The 15,518-nt window shown below is 65.9% G+C and carries 16 protein-coding genes; 5 read left to right on the forward strand and 11 right to left on the reverse strand.

Features of this window, described 5'->3' with window-relative positions; all coding sequences use genetic code 11:
* The first annotated feature begins 268 nt into the window (after positions 1-268).
* On the forward strand, positions 269-913 hold the full coding sequence (locus E5Z01_RS16185) for a hypothetical protein (RefSeq protein WP_135230309.1): 645 nt from the start codon (positions 269-271) through the stop codon (positions 911-913).
* 165 nt (positions 914-1,078) lie between these two features.
* Here the strand turns inward: E5Z01_RS16185 and ftsY are convergent, their stop codons facing one another.
* Both ftsY and E5Z01_RS16195 read right to left on the reverse strand, forming a co-directional pair.
* Entirely contained in the window at positions 1,079-2,035 is a 957-nt protein-coding gene (gene ftsY / locus E5Z01_RS16190; RefSeq protein WP_119765546.1) for a signal recognition particle-docking protein FtsY, read from the reverse strand.
* A gap of 118 nt (positions 2,036-2,153) precedes the next feature.
* Positions 2,154-2,651: a DUF4385 domain-containing protein gene (locus E5Z01_RS16195; protein ID WP_167757972.1), complete on the reverse strand. Its 498-nt coding sequence runs from the start codon at positions 2,649-2,651 to the stop codon at positions 2,154-2,156.
* A 98-nt stretch (positions 2,652-2,749) separates the two neighbouring features.
* On the opposite strand from E5Z01_RS16195, the gene E5Z01_RS16200 reads away from it, so the two are divergent.
* The 4 genes from E5Z01_RS16200 (at position 2,750) to E5Z01_RS16215 (ending at position 6,381) form a co-directional block, all read left to right on the forward strand.
* Complete coding sequence (locus E5Z01_RS16200) at positions 2,750-3,421, forward strand: hypothetical protein (RefSeq protein WP_135230310.1); 672 nt, start codon at positions 2,750-2,752, stop codon at positions 3,419-3,421.
* Positions 3,418-4,416, forward strand: coding sequence for an ADP-ribosylglycohydrolase family protein (locus tag E5Z01_RS16205; RefSeq protein WP_167757971.1), 999 nt, complete (start codon positions 3,418-3,420; stop codon positions 4,414-4,416). The genes E5Z01_RS16200 and E5Z01_RS16205 overlap by 4 nt, the downstream gene beginning before the upstream one ends.
* Before the next feature lie 79 nt (positions 4,417-4,495).
* Complete coding sequence (locus tag E5Z01_RS16210) at positions 4,496-5,833, forward strand: SMI1/KNR4 family protein (RefSeq protein ID WP_135230311.1); 1,338 nt, start codon at positions 4,496-4,498, stop codon at positions 5,831-5,833.
* On the forward strand, positions 5,830-6,381 hold the full coding sequence (locus E5Z01_RS16215) for a nucleotidyltransferase family protein (RefSeq protein WP_135230312.1): 552 nt from the start codon (positions 5,830-5,832) through the stop codon (positions 6,379-6,381). Before E5Z01_RS16210 ends, E5Z01_RS16215 begins: the two co-directional genes overlap by 4 nt.
* 91 nt (positions 6,382-6,472) lie before the next feature.
* Here the strand turns inward: E5Z01_RS16215 and ppk1 are convergent, their stop codons facing one another.
* The 9 genes from ppk1 to E5Z01_RS16260 all read right to left on the reverse strand — a co-directional run bounded on the left by ppk1 (position 6,473) and on the right by E5Z01_RS16260 (position 15,448).
* A complete protein-coding gene (gene ppk1 / locus E5Z01_RS16220) occupies positions 6,473-8,533 on the reverse strand; it encodes a polyphosphate kinase 1 (RefSeq protein WP_420810858.1) in 2,061 nt (686 codons plus the stop codon).
* A gap of 406 nt (positions 8,534-8,939) precedes the next feature.
* Positions 8,940-10,193: a beta-ketoacyl-ACP synthase II gene (fabF, locus tag E5Z01_RS16225; protein ID WP_135230314.1), complete on the reverse strand. Its 1,254-nt coding sequence runs from the start codon at positions 10,191-10,193 to the stop codon at positions 8,940-8,942.
* Positions 10,194-10,259: 66 nt separating this feature from the next.
* Positions 10,260-10,490: an acyl carrier protein gene (acpP, locus tag E5Z01_RS16230; protein WP_119765532.1), complete on the reverse strand. Its 231-nt coding sequence runs from the start codon at positions 10,488-10,490 to the stop codon at positions 10,260-10,262.
* Positions 10,491-10,675: 185 nt separating this feature from the next.
* The gene (gene fabG / locus E5Z01_RS16235) at positions 10,676-11,428 is read right to left on the reverse strand and encodes a 3-oxoacyl-[acyl-carrier-protein] reductase (protein ID WP_135230315.1); all 753 of its coding nucleotides are present in this window, start codon (positions 11,426-11,428) and stop codon (positions 10,676-10,678) included.
* 39 nt (positions 11,429-11,467) lie between these two features.
* Complete coding sequence (locus tag E5Z01_RS16240) at positions 11,468-11,869, reverse strand: hypothetical protein (RefSeq protein WP_135230316.1); 402 nt, start codon at positions 11,867-11,869, stop codon at positions 11,468-11,470.
* Between the two features lie 72 nt (positions 11,870-11,941).
* Positions 11,942-12,619: a hypothetical protein gene (locus E5Z01_RS16245; protein WP_135230317.1), complete on the reverse strand. Its 678-nt coding sequence runs from the start codon at positions 12,617-12,619 to the stop codon at positions 11,942-11,944.
* Between the two features lie 93 nt (positions 12,620-12,712).
* Positions 12,713-13,660 carry an ACP S-malonyltransferase gene (fabD, locus tag E5Z01_RS16250; protein WP_135230318.1) on the reverse strand — a complete coding sequence of 316 codons (948 nt, stop codon included), beginning with the start codon at positions 13,658-13,660 and terminating at the stop codon, positions 12,713-12,715.
* Positions 13,657-14,679: a ketoacyl-ACP synthase III gene (locus E5Z01_RS16255; protein WP_135230333.1), complete on the reverse strand. Its 1,023-nt coding sequence runs from the start codon at positions 14,677-14,679 to the stop codon at positions 13,657-13,659. Before E5Z01_RS16255 ends, fabD begins: the two co-directional genes overlap by 4 nt.
* Positions 14,680-14,752: 73 nt before the next feature.
* Positions 14,753-15,448: a segregation and condensation protein A gene (locus E5Z01_RS16260; RefSeq protein WP_338069164.1), complete on the reverse strand. Its 696-nt coding sequence runs from the start codon at positions 15,446-15,448 to the stop codon at positions 14,753-14,755.
* Positions 15,449-15,518 lie beyond the last annotated feature (70 nt).

Consider the following 15,518-nt stretch of genomic DNA (forward strand, 5'->3'; position numbering starts at 1 on the left):
CGGATTGCGTTGGGGGCAGGTGAAAACCTGGACGGCCTTACGCTTGAAGGTGGCCCTCATCGTTGCCGCCTACAACTTACGCTTCGCACCTCCGCCCTTCGTTGTCAACCCCTAATCGCCGTTCTTCATGTTTCTGGGCCGAGGGCGCGGCAATGGCCTGGCCGACCCAGCCATTACGTGAAGGTCGCTGTCCGAGCATGCCAGATTTTCAATGTTCCCCGGTGACCTGCGGCCCGTATGATGGGGCAGCTGTGAAAGAAGCCCTCGCATGACACGAAACCCCTTCCAACGTCCCAAGGCGGCTCCGGCCGCGCCCTCCTTTCAACTCACCACGCCGGGTGGGCTGGTCTTGCCGGCCGACACGCTGCGCCGTCACCTGGCGCTGGTGGGCGGGCCACTGGACGTCATGCACCTCACCGCGCATTTTCTGCAACAGGCCAACCAGCAGCAGATTCCCGTGATTCTGCTGGGAGCCCCGCAGGACACGGCCTTCCTGGATCTGCCCGATCTGCTGGAATTAAACCCCGTGCGCACCGCCGCCCTGCCGCCCCTGCGACCCGGCACCGCGCCCGAGCGCCTGCGCGAAGACCTGACGGCCGCCACCAACTCCTTTCGCTCCCTGCTGGGCAGTGGCCCGCAGATGCTGTTCACGGGCCGCAACCTGGGGGGGCACTGGCCGTTCGTGATGGGCCGCCTGCCGGCCTTCGCGCAGCAGGGCGGGGTGGTGATGGCCGACGTTCGCCACCAGCTGTCCACCCCCCTGCCGCAGGTGTTCAGTCACTTCCTGGTGTGGCCCGAAGGTCAGGAACGCATGGAACGCGCCGTGGAACGCTGGCAACGCCACCAGACCGCCCGGCCTTACACCGTGCAGCCCGAGCCGCAAGGCCCGGCGGCGCTGTGGACAGCCCAGTAAACAGCGGACACAGTGATCTGTTGACACAGTAAGCAGTTGACACCGTCATCAAGCTGCACAACAGGCCGTCCACCGGCCGCACTAAACGAAATGGAGCGCGGCCGGCGCTCGCTGCTTGCAAGGACTTTCCCCGGATTCAGCAGCGAACCCGCGCCGTGCCTGGCCTCAGCTGCGCGGGATATCCACGTCGAACAGGGCGCGCACGAAATCCTGACTGTCGAAGGGTTGCAGGTCGTCGGCGCGTTCCCCCACACCGATAAACTTGATGGGCACGCCCAGTTCACGCACGATGGGCACCAGAATGCCGCCCTTGGCGGTGCCGTCCAGCTTCGTGACGATCACGCCGGTCAGCGGGGTGGCCTCGTGGAATTTCTTGGCCTGCTGCAGGCCGTTCTGTCCGGTCACGGCGTCTAGCACCAGCCAGGTCTCGGCCGGTTCGCCGGGGTCGGCTTTCTCGACCACGCGGCATACCTTTTTCAGTTCTTCCATCAGGTTGTGCTTGTTGTGTAGCCTGCCCGCCGTGTCGATGAACAGCAGGTCGGTGCCGCGTGCCTTCCTGGCCGAGGCACCGTCGAAGGCCACCGCCGCCGGATCGCCGCCGTCCGACCCCTGGATGACCGGTATGCCCAGACGGTCGCCCCACACGCCCAGCTGTGTGCCGGCGGCAGCGCGGAAGGTGTCGCCGGCGGCGAACATCACGCTTTTGCCCTGGCGCATGTAGTACTGGCCCAGTTTGGCGATGGTGGTGGTCTTGCCCACCCCGTTCACGCCGATCACCATGACCACGTGTCCTCTGGGTTCCACCTTGCTGCGGTTGACGTCCGGCGCAAAGCCCAGCTTGCGGAATTCGGCGCGGCGGGCGTTGGGTTCCAGTTGAAGAGTCAGCGCCCGCATCAGCGCGTCCTGAAGGTTCCCGCCCTCTGTCTTACGCATGTCCTCGATGATCTCGTCAGTGGCGGCGCGGCCCACATCGGCGGAAATCAGGGCGTACTCCAGATCCTCGATGCTGTCCAGGCGCTTCGTGAACACCTCACGCACGTCCTGCCCCAGCGCGCCGGACGTGTCGTTAATCTGCCGGCGGGTCTTGCTCAGGCCGTCGCGCAGGCGCTCCAGCCAACTCATAAGCCCACTCCACGCGTAACTTGAGGGAAGGAAACTGTCATAACCTCAGCATACTTCACTCAAGGTCAGCGGAAAGTCCCAGCACAGAGCGCCTCAGCGACGCCTGGCCCACAGCTCCTCAGCCGTAATGTTCACGGTGCGCCTTCTTCATGGCGGCGTACTGCGGGTGGGCCTCGGCCTCGTCCCACTTCGCCTTGAAGATGCGGGCCGACTCGGCCTTGACCGGGTCTTCGGGCTGGCGCGGCAACTCGGGCCGGCCGTGCGCCCCCGACTGGCCCTTCTTGTCGTCCGGCACGGGGCCGTCGTACTTCTTGCCGCCCTTGTGGTTGGCGTAGCGCCGCGCACGGGTAAACCCCATTTGCAGGAATTTACGGGCCATGTCCGCGCCCACGAAATCTCCCGCCGCCAGGTAGTCGAGGAACAGGGCATAGATTTTCTCACTGCTCTCGCGGGCAGCGTCCGGCGTGGCGAAGCGCCAGTGCGGCAGAATCTCGCCCTTGTACGGTTGCACCAGCAGCACGCCCTGTTCGCCGATCCCGACGCGGTACAGCTCCGGGTGCCGGCGCAGGTCAAGTTCCGCGTAATGCAGCGAGTAATCGAACTTCGGCCTGGGCATGATGTGAATATCATCCCCGTTCACGGTGCCCGGCGCATTCATGAACAGGCCATAGAGCTTATTTCCGACGGTGCCCGCTCCTGTCATGCTGAACTCCCATGCCTGACTGGATGCTGGAAGCCCCGATGGTGAACCTGTCCGCTCACACCGAGGAAGCGTTCAAGGTGGCCTTGCAGGAGCGGGACGCGAATCTGCTGCCCGCTGGCGTACCGCACTGGCTTTTCCTCGACTGGCTTGCCCAAAAAGGTTACCTGCTGCACGGCTCGAAACGCGATGACATCACCTTATTCGAGCCGCGCCCACCGCACGACCTGAGTCCCGACGCCTTCAGCAAACGCACCGGCGTGTTCGCGGCGTCCGATGGCCTATGGGCCATGATGTACGCCCTGCGCGGCCCGCAGGTGAAACGCATGCTGAACATGGCCCTGCAATCCTGCACGGGCTTCGGGTTCGGGGAGATGAAGTACTTCCTTTCCCTGGCGCCGCGCTGGGGTACCGTGTCCGATGGCCGCACCCTGCTGACGCCCGGCTTCGTGTACGTGCTGCCGCCGGACGGCTTTATACAGATGCCCGCTTACGACTGGCCGGGGCTGGGCACCGTGCAGGAACCCCACTGGGTCAATCCCAATCCCGTTGAACCGCTGATGTGCCTGCCTGTGAAGCCGCAGGATTTTCCCCTGCCGGTGCGCGTTCACCACGCCGGCCGGGGAGACGCCCTGTGCGCAAGTGACCCGTGGGGCTTTCCGTGGCTCTGCGAGAATGGGACGTGAGCAACTTACGGACCCTGTTCTCTCTGGCCGCAGCCGACGCGCTGGGGGCCGCCACCGAGTTCAAGACGCCGGAGGCCATCCGGGCGCGGTACGGTGAGAGCATCACCACGTATCAGGAGGGCAGCGTGTTCGGCTTCGCGCCGGGCGAGGCGACCGACGACACGCAGATGGCCGTGGCGACCCTGCTGGGCTACCGCAAGGGAACTGGCCTGGAGGGGGTGCTGGCGGGCCTGCGCGAGTGGCTGGCCACCGGGCCGCCGGATGTGGGCGGGCTGACGCGCTCGGCCCTGCGCTACGGCACCCTCAACGGCGGCGTGCAGGCCTGGCAGGGCAGCGGGTTTCAGAGTGCCGGAAACGGCGGCCTGATGCGTATTGCCGCCGTGTGGATAGAGGGCTTTCGTGGCGCGGATTTGGCGCGCGAATCGGCCCTGGTTACGGCCCTGACGCACACCGACCCGCGCTGTGTGTTCGCCTCGGTGTTCTTCACGGCCTTTCTGGACGAACTGGCCGCCGGCCAGCAGTACCGCGCCGCCGCAGAGGCCGCCCTGAAAGTCATGGACGGCCTGGACGCCCGCCGGACGCTGCTGGACGCCGAGCTGCTGGGCATCGAAACCTACGAGGCGAATCACGCCTTCAGCCAAGCTGAACGGGAAGCCCGCGCCCAGGTTCGCGCCCGCGTGCGAAGTGGCCTGGACGGCAAGCTCACCTCGCAAAGTGGCTTCGTGCCGGACACGCTGGAAGCTGCCCTGGCGCACGCCCGTGCGGACACGTGGCTGGCGTGCGTGGAACCGGCCGTGCGGCTGGGCGACGACTCCGACACGGTGGCCTGCGTGGTCGGTGCCATCGTCGGCGCAAGGGGTCTGGCGGTGCCCGCGCACCTTCTGCCGGACCTGCGTCTGGGGCACACCTGGGCCGGCTGGCAACGCGACTGGGCCTGCATAGATCACTTTCCTTCTTTGCTCAGCACTGATTTACTCAATACTGAGCCTGCGTGAAGCGGCGCGGGTGGCCTCTCCTGGCGGGTGCGCTGCTGGTGTGGGTGTCACGGGTCTGTTCCCGCGTACAGTGCAGGGGATGACTGCCAGAGACACGCCGCTGCCCGTCGAGGTGACACTGGCCCCGGAACCGAAAGACCTGGCGGAAGTGCTGCGCCGCCTGGACGCCTGGTATGCGCGGTACGTCCCGGCGGTTCACGCCACCCTGCGCCCCGGCGTCAGGGACGCTGAACTGGACGCCTTCGAGAAACGCAGCGGGTTGACCTTGCCCGCCGACTTCCGCGCCCTGTACCGCTGGCACGACGGTCAGAACTGGTCCGTGGGCGGCGTCCTTGGCCTGGCCTTCATGCCACTGAATGAAGTCGAGCACGACTGGAAAGGCTGGAAGGACATTGCCGAAGAAAATGCGTCCATGAACGTCGAAATTTACACGGTGTCTCATCCCACCGGGGCGATTCGGGAACAGTACGCCAGTCCCGGCTGGATTCCGTTTCTCAGTGACGGAGGCGGCAACTTTGTGGGCGTTGACCTGTGGCCGGACGTGACCGGGCAGGTGGGGCAGGTCATGACCTCGGGCCGCGACGAGGAACACCGCTTCGTGCTCGCGCCGGACGTCAGCACCTTTCTGCGGACATATTTGCAGCGTCTGGAAGAGGCGCGACTGGAATTGAAGAAACTGGGCGGGTACGAGGGCGACATGTGGAGCGTGGAACTGAAAGGCGAGAACGGCATGGCCCTCGACGGGTATCAGTTGCTGGCGGAACTGTACCCCGGTTTCGGCCATTCACCCCGCAATCGGCGCGAGGACGGCCCCGCTGAGGAACCCTCCTGGCCGGAGCTGATGGAACGCCTGGAACGGTGGTTGCAGGCCCATCATCCGGACCTGTGGTCTACCCTGCCGGCCGGGGCCAGCCCAGCGCAACTGAAAGCCGCCGCGGAGCGCCTGGGGCGCGAGTTGCCGGAGGAAGTCGCTTATCTGTACTCGCGTCACGCCGACTGGGGCGAGGTGCTGGGCCTGCCTTTCATCCCCATCGATGAGCTGGGGCGGCAGGACAGCGCCACCTTTGGCCTGCCGGACGCGCAGGGACGGGTGGTGCCGTTCAATTCGTACACTTCCAGCAGCGGGCCGCAGGACTGGTTGCCCCTGTGGATCCTGAACGGTGACCACGTGGGCGTGAACCGGGCCGGCCACGGCGAGATCCGAACCTTCGGGCCAAACGCCAGACCGCGTTACGTGCTGGCCGAGAACCTGTGGCGCCTGCTGGAACGGCAGGTGCGTTTTCTGGAAGCCGGGCTGGTTCGGCGTGAAGGTCAGCGCCTGGTACTGCCGGACGCTCGAGGGCAGTTCTTCGTGAACCGCGTCGAGGACGCCTGGCCCGGCTTCGGCCTTTCGCCTGCCGTCCGGGAGAAGCGATGACCGAGGCAGAATTCGTCGCACTGGTACGAGAAAACCCGGTGAACGCCGCCATTCTCGACCGCCTGCCGGAACTGGAAAAGTTCGCGCCGCAGGCCATGCTGGTCGCCGGTTCTCTGTTCGGCACGGTCTGGAACGTGCAGACCGGCCGCCCTGCGACAGAGAACATCAAGGATTACGACCTTTTCTACTGGGCGGCCGACCTCAGTTATGAAGCCGAGGATGCCGTCATCCGGGGTGCCGCCGCCCTGTTCGCCGATCTGGACGCGCCCATCGAGGTACGCAACCAGGCGCGGGTTCACCTGTGGTTCAACCCCAAGCATGGCCTGAACCGCCCCCCACTGACCAGTGCGCGGGAAGGCGTGTTGCAGTTTCTGGTGGAATGCACCTGCCTGGCCATCGACGCCCGGGGCCACGTGTACGCCCCTTACGGGCTGAGCGACATGCAGGCCGGACTGCTGAAATGGAACGCGCTGAACCACTCGCCGGGCCTGTATGCGGCGAAAGTCAGGGATTATCAGCGCCGCTGGCCGTGGCTGCGGGAAGGGTAATGCGCGGTAAGCCGTGGGATCTGGATTGGAGAAAACACGGTTGGTAGGTGGCTTTTCCACCTTCCAGCCGGCAGTGTTCAGCCCACTCCCCTCATATCCTCGCTTCGGCAAATTGCGCCTGGGCGCTGCGGTCGCCGGGGCATTTGACGTAGCGGCCGTCCTCGCCCAGTGTCCAGCTGCCGCGCTCGTCGTGCCATTCGGTGCTCAGGATCTCCAGAAAAGCCTGGCGGTTGCGGTCGTCCAGCACGGGCGCGATGACCTCTACGCGGCGGTCGAGGTTGCGGCTCATCCAGTCGGCGCTGCCGAAATACACTTCCTCCTGGCCGCCGTTCCCGAACGCAAAAATGCGGGCGTGTTCCAGGTAGCGGCCCAGCAGGCTGTGTACGCGAATGGTCTGTGACAGGCCGGGCACGCCCGGGCGCAGGCAGCACACGCCGCGCAGAATCAGGTCAATGCCCACGCCCGCCTGCGAGGCGCGGTACAGGGCCTCGATCATGCCGGGGTCGGTCAGCGAGTTGAACTTGGCCTTGATCCAGGCTTCGCGCCCCGCCTGCGCGTGCTCGATCTCGCGCTCGATCAGGGCCTCGAAACCGCTGCGGGCGGTGTCGGGCGCCACCAGCAGGTGGGTGTATTCGGCGGCGGCCGAGCCGGTGAGGTGGTTGAACAGTTCGGCCACGTCCGCGCCCAGTTCCGGGTCGCTGGTCAGCAGGCTCAGGTCCGTGTACAGGCGGGCGGTCTTGGGGTTGTAGTTGCCGGTGCCGATGTGCACGTAGCGGCGCAGGCCCCCCTCCTCCCGGCGCACGATCAGGGTGACTTTGGCGTGGGTTTTCAGGCCCATCACGCCGTACACGACGTGTGCCCCGGCCCGTTCCAGTTTGCGCGCCCAGCTGATGTTGCGCTGCTCGTCGAAGCGGGCCTTGAGTTCGATCATCGCCACCACCTGCTTGCCGTTCTCGGCGGCGGTGCGTAGCGCCCCCAGCAGCCTGGGGTCGTCCCCGGTGCGGTAAAGCGTCTGCTTGATGGCCAGCACCTGCGGGTCGCGGGCGGCTTCCTCCAGGAATTGCAGGATGTTCGTGAAGCTGTCGTACGGGTGGTGCAAAAGCACGTCGCCCTGGCGCAGGGTATCGAACACCCCGTCGTCCTCGTCGCCTTCCAGGTCGGCCACGGCCGGGTTGAACGGCGGGAAACTCAGGTCCGGGCGCTGCACCGGCAGGCCCATCAGGTCGGCGGTGCCCAGCGGGCCGTCCAGCAGGAAGATGTCGGCCGGGTTCAGGTGCAGCTTCTCCTGAAGAAATTCCAGCACGTCCGCCGAGGTGTCGCGCTCGACTTCCATGCGCACGGCGGCCCCGAAGCGGCGGCGGCGCAGGGCGTCCTCGATGGTGGCCAGCAGGTCTTCGGCTTCCTCTTCCTCGAACTCGTAATCGGTGTTGCGGGTCACGCGGAACACGTAAGACCCAAGCACCTTGCGGCCTTTGAACAGGTCCATGATGTGCGCCGCGATCACGTCCTCCAGCAGCAGCAGGTGGCTGCCCACGCTGACCACGCGCGGCAGGATACCCACCGGAATTTTTACGCGGGCAAAGTCCGGCTCCTCGCCGCCGGGGGTTTTCAGGAGCACCGCCAGGTTCAGGCTGAGGTTGCTGAGGTACGGAAAGGGGTGGCCCGGATCGACGATCAGGGGCGTGAGCACCGGCTGAATCTCAGCCAGGTAATGCTCGCGCAGGTGCGCCTGGGCCTGCTTGTCCAGGTCGGCCACGCGGCTGATCACCACGCCCGCCGCCGCCAGTTCCTGAAGAACCGCCTGCGCCGTGCGTTCCACCTCGCGCAGCATCACGTGCGTGCGCTCACGCACCAGCTTCAGGGCCTCGCGGGGCAGCAGGCCGTCGGGGCTGGGCGTGTGCACCCCCGCCGCGATCTGACGGTGAATGCCCGCCACCCGCACCATGAAAAACTCGTCCAGGTTGCTGCCACAGATGGCCGCGTACTTCAGGCGTTCCAGCGGCGGATTGCGCGGGTCACGCGCTTCGGCCAGCACCCGCTCGTTGAAGGCCAGCCACGACATCTCGCGGTTCAGCAGCTGACTCTCGGGGTTCGCGGCGGTGCTGAGGGTCACGCCCGGCACGTCGCTGCCGCCCTCCGGCACCGGCTGAATTCTGTCTTTGATCCTGGCCTTCGAGGTCAGTTTCGTCTTCTTCGGTTTCGTGGGGGATTTGGTGGGCAAGGACGTCACTCCTCTCATAGGGCAGCAAACTTGTCAGGAAAAGGTCAGGCGCAGGGTGAGGGGGCAGGGTGAGGCGCGGAGCGGTCACAGCCACCATACCCCTCGCCCCCCCCGGCAGAGGGCCGCAAATGGGTCAATGAACCATGAAAAAAGCAGACTGGGGTCGCTTTCCCCAGCCTGCAGACAGGATTCGGTTTCAGGTGAAGATCGACAGGTGGTGCCCGCCTCCGGTTCTCTGCTGAGGCGAGCTGTCGGCGCAAGCGTATGAGGGATGAGAGCTGGCCTGCCCGGTCAACTCAGGTGACGTCCTATCAGGGCACCCCTCACGACTGCCCGCTCACACTTTTTTGAACAACAGGGCCGCGTTCTGTCCGCCGAAGGCGAAGGAGTTGCTGAGGGCGTACTCGACCTGCTGTTCGCGGGCGCCTTCGGGGATGTAGTCCAGATCGAGTTCCGGATCCGGGTCGCCCGCCAGGTTGATGGTGGGGGGCAGTATCCCGCCGGACAGCGCCTGCGCGACGGCAATGGCCTCGATGGCCCCGGCGGCGCCCAGCAGGTGGCCGGTCATGCTCTTGGTGCTGGAGATGGCCAGCTTCTTCGCGTGGTCGCCGAACACGTGCTTGATGCCCTGTGTTTCGTGCAGGTCGTTGAAGTACGTGCTGGTGCCGTGCGCGTTGATGTACCCCACCTGCTCGGGGTTGACGCCGGCGGTGCGCAGGGCCATTTTCATGGCGAGCTGCGCCCCGGCTCCCTCGGGGGCGGGCATGGTGATGTGGTGTGCGTCGGCACTGACGCCGAAGCCCACGACTTCCGCGTAGATTTTCGCGCCGCGTTTCTTGGCGTGCTCGTATTCCTCCAGCACGACGATGCCGCTGCCTTCGCCGAGCACGAACCCGTCACGGGATTTGGCAAACGGGCGGCTGGCCCTCTCGGGGTCGTCGTTGCGGGTGGACAGGGCTTTCATGTTGGAAAAGCCGCCCACGGCCATGGGCGTCACGGACGCTTCGGTGCCGCCCGCGATCATCACGTCGGCCATGTCCAGCTGGATGTACCGGGCAGCCTCGCCTATAGCGCCCGTGCCGGTGGCGCAGGCCGTCACGACGGTGCTGCTCGGCCCCATGGCCCCGAAGCGCATGGCGACGTGACCGGAGGCCATGTTGGCGATCTGCATCGGAATGAACATGGGCGAAATGCGCCCTGCGCCGCGCTCCACGTATACCCGCGCCTGATCCTCGAAGGTCTTCATGCCGCCGATGCCGCTGCCCACCAGCGTCCCTACCCGCTCGCGCTCGGCCCGGATGTCCTCTGCGCTCAGGCCGCTGTCCTGCACCGCCAGCTCTGCGCCGGCCAGGGCCAGTTGCACCACCCGGTCAAGTTTCCGGGCTTCCTTCGGGTCGACCCAGGCGACCAGGCTGACCTTGACCTCCCCGGCGATCTTGCTGGCGGTGTCTTTCGCGTCAAAGTGCGTGATGGGCGCGATGCCGCTTTTCCCGGCCCGCTGCGCCTCCACGAACTCCTGCGCCCCGATGCCAATGGGCGTGACCGGACCTAGGCCCGTGATGACCACCCGCTTCAAACCCGTAACTGTCATTTCACCTCCACAAAAGAGGCGGAACACGGCCTGAAAACCGCGCCCCGCCACGTTTCTCTGCGCGGTTTACTGGTTGCTTTCCACGTAATCCACCGCCGCCTGCACGGTGCGGATCTTCTCGGCTTCCTCGTCGGGAATGGTGATGCCGAAGCGGTCTTCAAAACCCATGATGAGTTCCACGGTTTCCAGGCTGTCGGCGCCCAGGTCTTCCACGAAACGCGCTTCCGGCATGACCTTGTCGGCATCCACGCCCAGCTTGTCCACGATCACTTCTTTCACATCATCAAATGTCGCCATGTTTATGTCCTCCTGAACTTGAATTCTGAGCCAGTCTACACGCGCCCCGCCCAAAAAGGGAGTGAAACTGAACGGGGTGTAAAGAAGACCAGGGGCGCACCGTGGCAGGCTCAGCTTCAGTTTTTGCTGTGACTTAGCAAGTTCTGTCCCCAGCCCACCAGTCCATCAGCCACTGGCCCCCGGCCTCAGTGCGGGTTCATGCCGCCGTCCACGCCAATGGTCTGCCCGGTGATATACCCGGCGCCGTCACTGGCGAGAAAAGCGACGAGGGCGGCCACTTCCCCGGGCTGGCCGAAGCGGGCCAGGGGAATGTTCGACTGATACTGTTTTTTGGTGTCCTCGGACAGTTCGGCCGTCATGTCGGACTCGATGAAGCCGGGGGCAATGGCGTTCACGGTGATGCCCCGCCCGCCATACTCCTTGGCCAGGGCTTTGGTGAGGCCGATCAGGCCGGCTTTGCTGGCGATGTAATTGGCCTGTCCAGGGTTCCCGGCGAGGGCCACCACGCTGCTGACGTTCACGATGCGTCCGCTGCGGTTTTTCATCATGTGCTTGATGGCGCTGCGGCAGGCGGTGAAGGCGCTCGAAAGGTTGGTCTGAATCACGGCGTCCCAGTCCTCGTCCTTCATGCGAATGGCGAGGGTGTCGCGCGTGATGCCGGCGTTGTTGACCAGCACGTCCAGGCGGCCCATCTTCGCGATCACCTCGTCCACCAGCTTCCCGGCGTTCGCGGGCTGCGAAAGGTCAGCGCCGAACACGTCCGCCTGGCCGCCTGCGGCGGTGATCTCGGCGGCGACCTTCTCGGCCTCGGCCTGGTTGCGGCCGTAGTGGACGGCCACGGCGAAACCGTCCTGCGCGAGTTTCAGGGCCATGGCCTTGCCCAGGCCACGGCTGCTGCCCGTGACCAGGGCCACCTTCTGAATATTGTTTTCCGTCATGCCTGACAGGTTAAGGCATGGGCCAGAATGTCGCGCAGGTCACTGAACGGCGTTCAACGCGAAAGCCCAGGCCCACGCGGCACTCAGAGCTATGCCCGGCCTGGGGTTGCTCACCCCACTCTCTGCGGACAGCGTGCAATGCCACCCGGTGGTGAACCGGCAGGCGAGGAGATACACCGGCTGGCCGCTGGCGTTCAGCAGCTTCAGATCGGCGCTGTCCGTGCCTAACTGCCCGGTCACGTCGAACTGCCTTTCGGCGGTGTTCCAGGCGAAACTGAGGTCAGCTGTGCCAGTCAAGTTGTCAGCCTGTTGCGCCAGGGTCAGGTGAATGCTCTGTTCACCCGCCTGCCCCTGCCACTGACCGCCCAGGGTGGAGGCAGCGCTCGCCTGCGCAGTGGCAGTAAGGCCCAGCAGAAGCACGGCAAGGGTGACATTCCTCATGCCCTGAGTGTAAAGGAGCAAGGTGGATAGCCCCCGGCCAGCCAACACCTTCCTCTTCTGAACTCGCGGCGTTTACAGATGTTCTTTCAATTTGCGTTGCCCGATGGCGGAAGCGATTTCGGCGCGTTCCTCGGCGCTCAGGTCGCGGAAGGTGACCCACACTTCCCCGTGGCGTTCCAGGATTTTCTCGACCTTGAGGGGGTGGTCGGTGCGGCGAACCTCCAAGCGGTAAGCCTGTTGCGCGGGCTGGCGTGTCAGCCCCAGTTGCAGGGTCAGTTCCGGGGTGGTGCGGGCTGCCTGCACGAAGCGTTCCATTCCGCCAAGCAGGTATTGTCGGTAAGCCCAGCGGGCCAGCAGCGCCGCCACGAACACGCTCGCCGTGAACCACACCCCGTCATGCGGCGTCTCCAGTTCCAGTATGGCCGCCACCGAACGGAAAACGCCGTACAGGGCCAGCAGGGTCAGCCCCACCACCAGCGGGTTGCCCAGCAGCACCCCGAACACCAGGTGAATCAACCGCTCCCCTACGCCCTGCGCGCCGGGGCCGAAACGGCGGGGTTTCACGCGCCCCTGGGCGTCCACCACCATAGATTCAGCCGGCACACCCGGAATCACCTCGAATAAAGGTGGCGTGGGGCCCGTGACATTCAGCAACTCGAACGAGTCCGCGTCGATATGCCCCGCCTGGCCCTGGTAAACGGCCCGCCTGCGCGCCCACGGCAGTGCAAAAGACCGCGAGGAACCGGACATCACCTGGCCCATCCCGCACGAGGAAAGCGCGTGAATTCAGGCGTCATGCCTGACAGGGTAAAGCATTCCTGGTAGGCCCGAACAAGTTTACGGTTACAGCTCGAATTCCTTGATGTGCTGCGCCGTGCCGACGTTGATGGCGCGCGCTTCGGGCAGGATGCGCTTGAGCAGGCCCGTCAGCACAGTGCCGGGGCCGAATTCGATAAAGGTGTCCACGCCCAGCCCGGCCAGGGTCTGAATGGTTTCCACCCAGCGCACGCTCCCGGTGATCTGGCGGTCGAGCAGGTCGGCGGTGTGTTTGGGGTCGTCGCTCAGCTCGGCGGTGACGTTCGCCACCACGGGAAAGGCGTAGGGGCCGTACGTGGTGGCCTGAAGGTCGCCCACCAGGCCCTCGGCGGCGGGTTGCATGAGCTGGCAGTGGAAGGGCGCGCTGACCTTCAGAGGAATGACCTTCAGGCCGCGCGCCTTGAGGGCGGCGCTGGCGGTTTCCACGGCAGCTTTCTCGCCGGAAATCACGGTCTGCGTGGGGGCGTTGAAGTTCGCGGGTTGCACGATTCCGGCGGTGTCCTGGCACACCTGGATCACCACGGCGGGATCCCCCATGACGGCGCTCATGGCCCCCACGCCTTCCGGCACGGCCTGCTGCATCAGTTCACCGCGCCGGCGGGTCAGGCGCAGGGCGTCTTCCAGGGGCAGCACGCCGGCGGCGACCAGGGCGCTGTACTCGCCGAGCGAGTGACCGGCCGCGACCATGGGGGTCAGGCCGGTGTGCGCCTGCCACGCGCGGTAGGCGGCGACGGAGGCGGCCACCAGCGCGGGTTGCTGGTTGGCGGTCAGGGTCAGTTCGTCGAAGGGGCCGACTTCCACCAGCTCGCGCAGGCCCGGCAGGGTGGCTTCCTTGGTGGCGTACACCTCCTCGGCGTGCGGGAAGTGCTGGGTCAGGTCGACGCCCATGCCCACGGCGTGCGAACCCTGACCGGGAAACAGGGCGGCAATTCTGGGGCCTTGGGTGCTGGGGCTTTCAGTGTTGGGGGTGGTCATGCGTCGATCTCCTCCGGGCTGTTCTGGGGGTTCAGGGTGGGGGTTCCGGCCCACCACTTCAGGGTGCAGGCGGCCCAGCTGAGGCCCCCGCCAAAGGCCACCAGCAGCAGTTGCTGGCCGTCTTTGATGCGCCCGTCGTTCACGGCCTCGTGCAGGGCCAGGGGAATGGTGCCGGCGCTGGTGTTGCCGTAGCGGTCCAGGTTGATGACGGTTTTCTGCATGGGGATTCCGAAGCGCTGCGCGGCGGCCTCGATGATGCGGATATTGGCCTGATGCGGCACCAGCCAGTCCACCTCGGCGTTCGTGAGGCCCGATTTTTCCAGCACCTGCGCCCCGCTGTCGCCCAGGACGCGCACGGCGAATTTGAAGACCTCGCGCCCGTTCATGGTGGGTTCTGCCCGCATGGGCGTGCCGTCCGGGAAGGCGTTCGCCAGGTTGGAGATGTACAGCGCCGGGCCACCCGCGCTGTCCGCGCCCAGCACAAAGTCCTGCAGGCCGTAGCCCTCGGGCACCTCGCCCACCACCGCGCACCCGGCCCCATCGCCGAACAGGATGGCGGTGTCGCGGTCGTTCTGATCCAGCGCCTTGCTGAGGGTTTCGCCGCCCAGCACCAGCACTTTCTTCGCGCCGCCACCCAGGATCATGCCGCGGGCCATGCTCAGGCCGTACACGAAACCGCTGCACGCGGTGGACAGGTCGTACGCGCCCACGCCCGCCAGGCCCACCTGCCCGGCCACCAGCGCGGCCGTACTGGGAAACATGGCGTCGGGGGTACACGTCGCGTAGATCACCAGGTCGACGTCCCTGAGCGCCTGTGGGTCGCGGGAGAGCATGTCCTGCACGGCCTTCACGCCCAGGGTGCTGGTGAATTCCGTGTCGCTGGCGAAGCGGCGTTGCCGGATGCCGCTGCGCGACTCGATCCAGCCCGCCTCGATCCCCAGACGCGACTCGAACTCCTGGTTGTGGACGACCCGCTGCGGCGCGTACATCCCAAGCGCGGTGATGCCGATGTTCTTCACGTCACTCACGCTAGCATTCCCTGAATCAGCGTTCAGAGAATCCTGTACTGAGTGCAAACAGGACAGTCGGCGCTCAGTCGACGATGTGCGACTGCACCTGAATGTCCCCGTACACCTCGTCCTGCTGGACGCTGAACGTCCCTTCCTTCACGCCTTCGAGCAGCGCGGCGAAGTAGGTGGTCTGCTCGCCCCAGTCCTGCGTGGGAATGCCCCGGAACGTGAAGGTCTGTAGCCGCGTCCCGAAGGCCCGCAAGGCTTTCAGGGCGTCGGCCAGCGTCAGGCGTTCACGCGCCAGCAGCGGCACCTCCACCTGACGCACGGCGTTCTGCGCGGCCTTCACCAGTTTCGCCAGGCTGCCCTGCGGGTTGCGCCTGCGCTCGCGGCGCGGCAATTCCACCGGAACAGGCCGGGCGGGAATCAGGCCCGCGCGTTCCTCGCGCCTGGCCGCCAGAAAAGCCACCAGCGAATCCAGTTCTGCCAGCGCCTCCACGCCCTCCACCACTTCCTCCAGCAGTTCGTCGAGGGGATCTTCGGGGACGTCCTCGGGTTCAGGCTGGGGAAGCAGCAAGCGGGCCTTGAGGGCAATGACGTTTGCCAGCGTGGGCAGCAAGTCCGGGTGGTGATCGGCGAATGCCGCCGCACTCTCCCCCGTCACCTCCTGCACCCAGGCCAGCACCTCGCGCGTCAGACTCAGCAGCGGCACCTCGGCCGGCGTCACCTGCCCGGAACGCAGAGCGGCAGCCAGCTCCGCCAGGGAACCCTCGAACACAGGTAAACGGACACAGAAGGCGGAGGGCAGAGGGCGCAGGGGATTCTGGCCCGCTGCCCCTGGCCTTCTG

The organism is Deinococcus fonticola, from assembly GCF_004634215.1.
In the GTDB taxonomy this organism is placed as follows: domain Bacteria; phylum Deinococcota; class Deinococci; order Deinococcales; family Deinococcaceae; genus Deinococcus; species Deinococcus fonticola.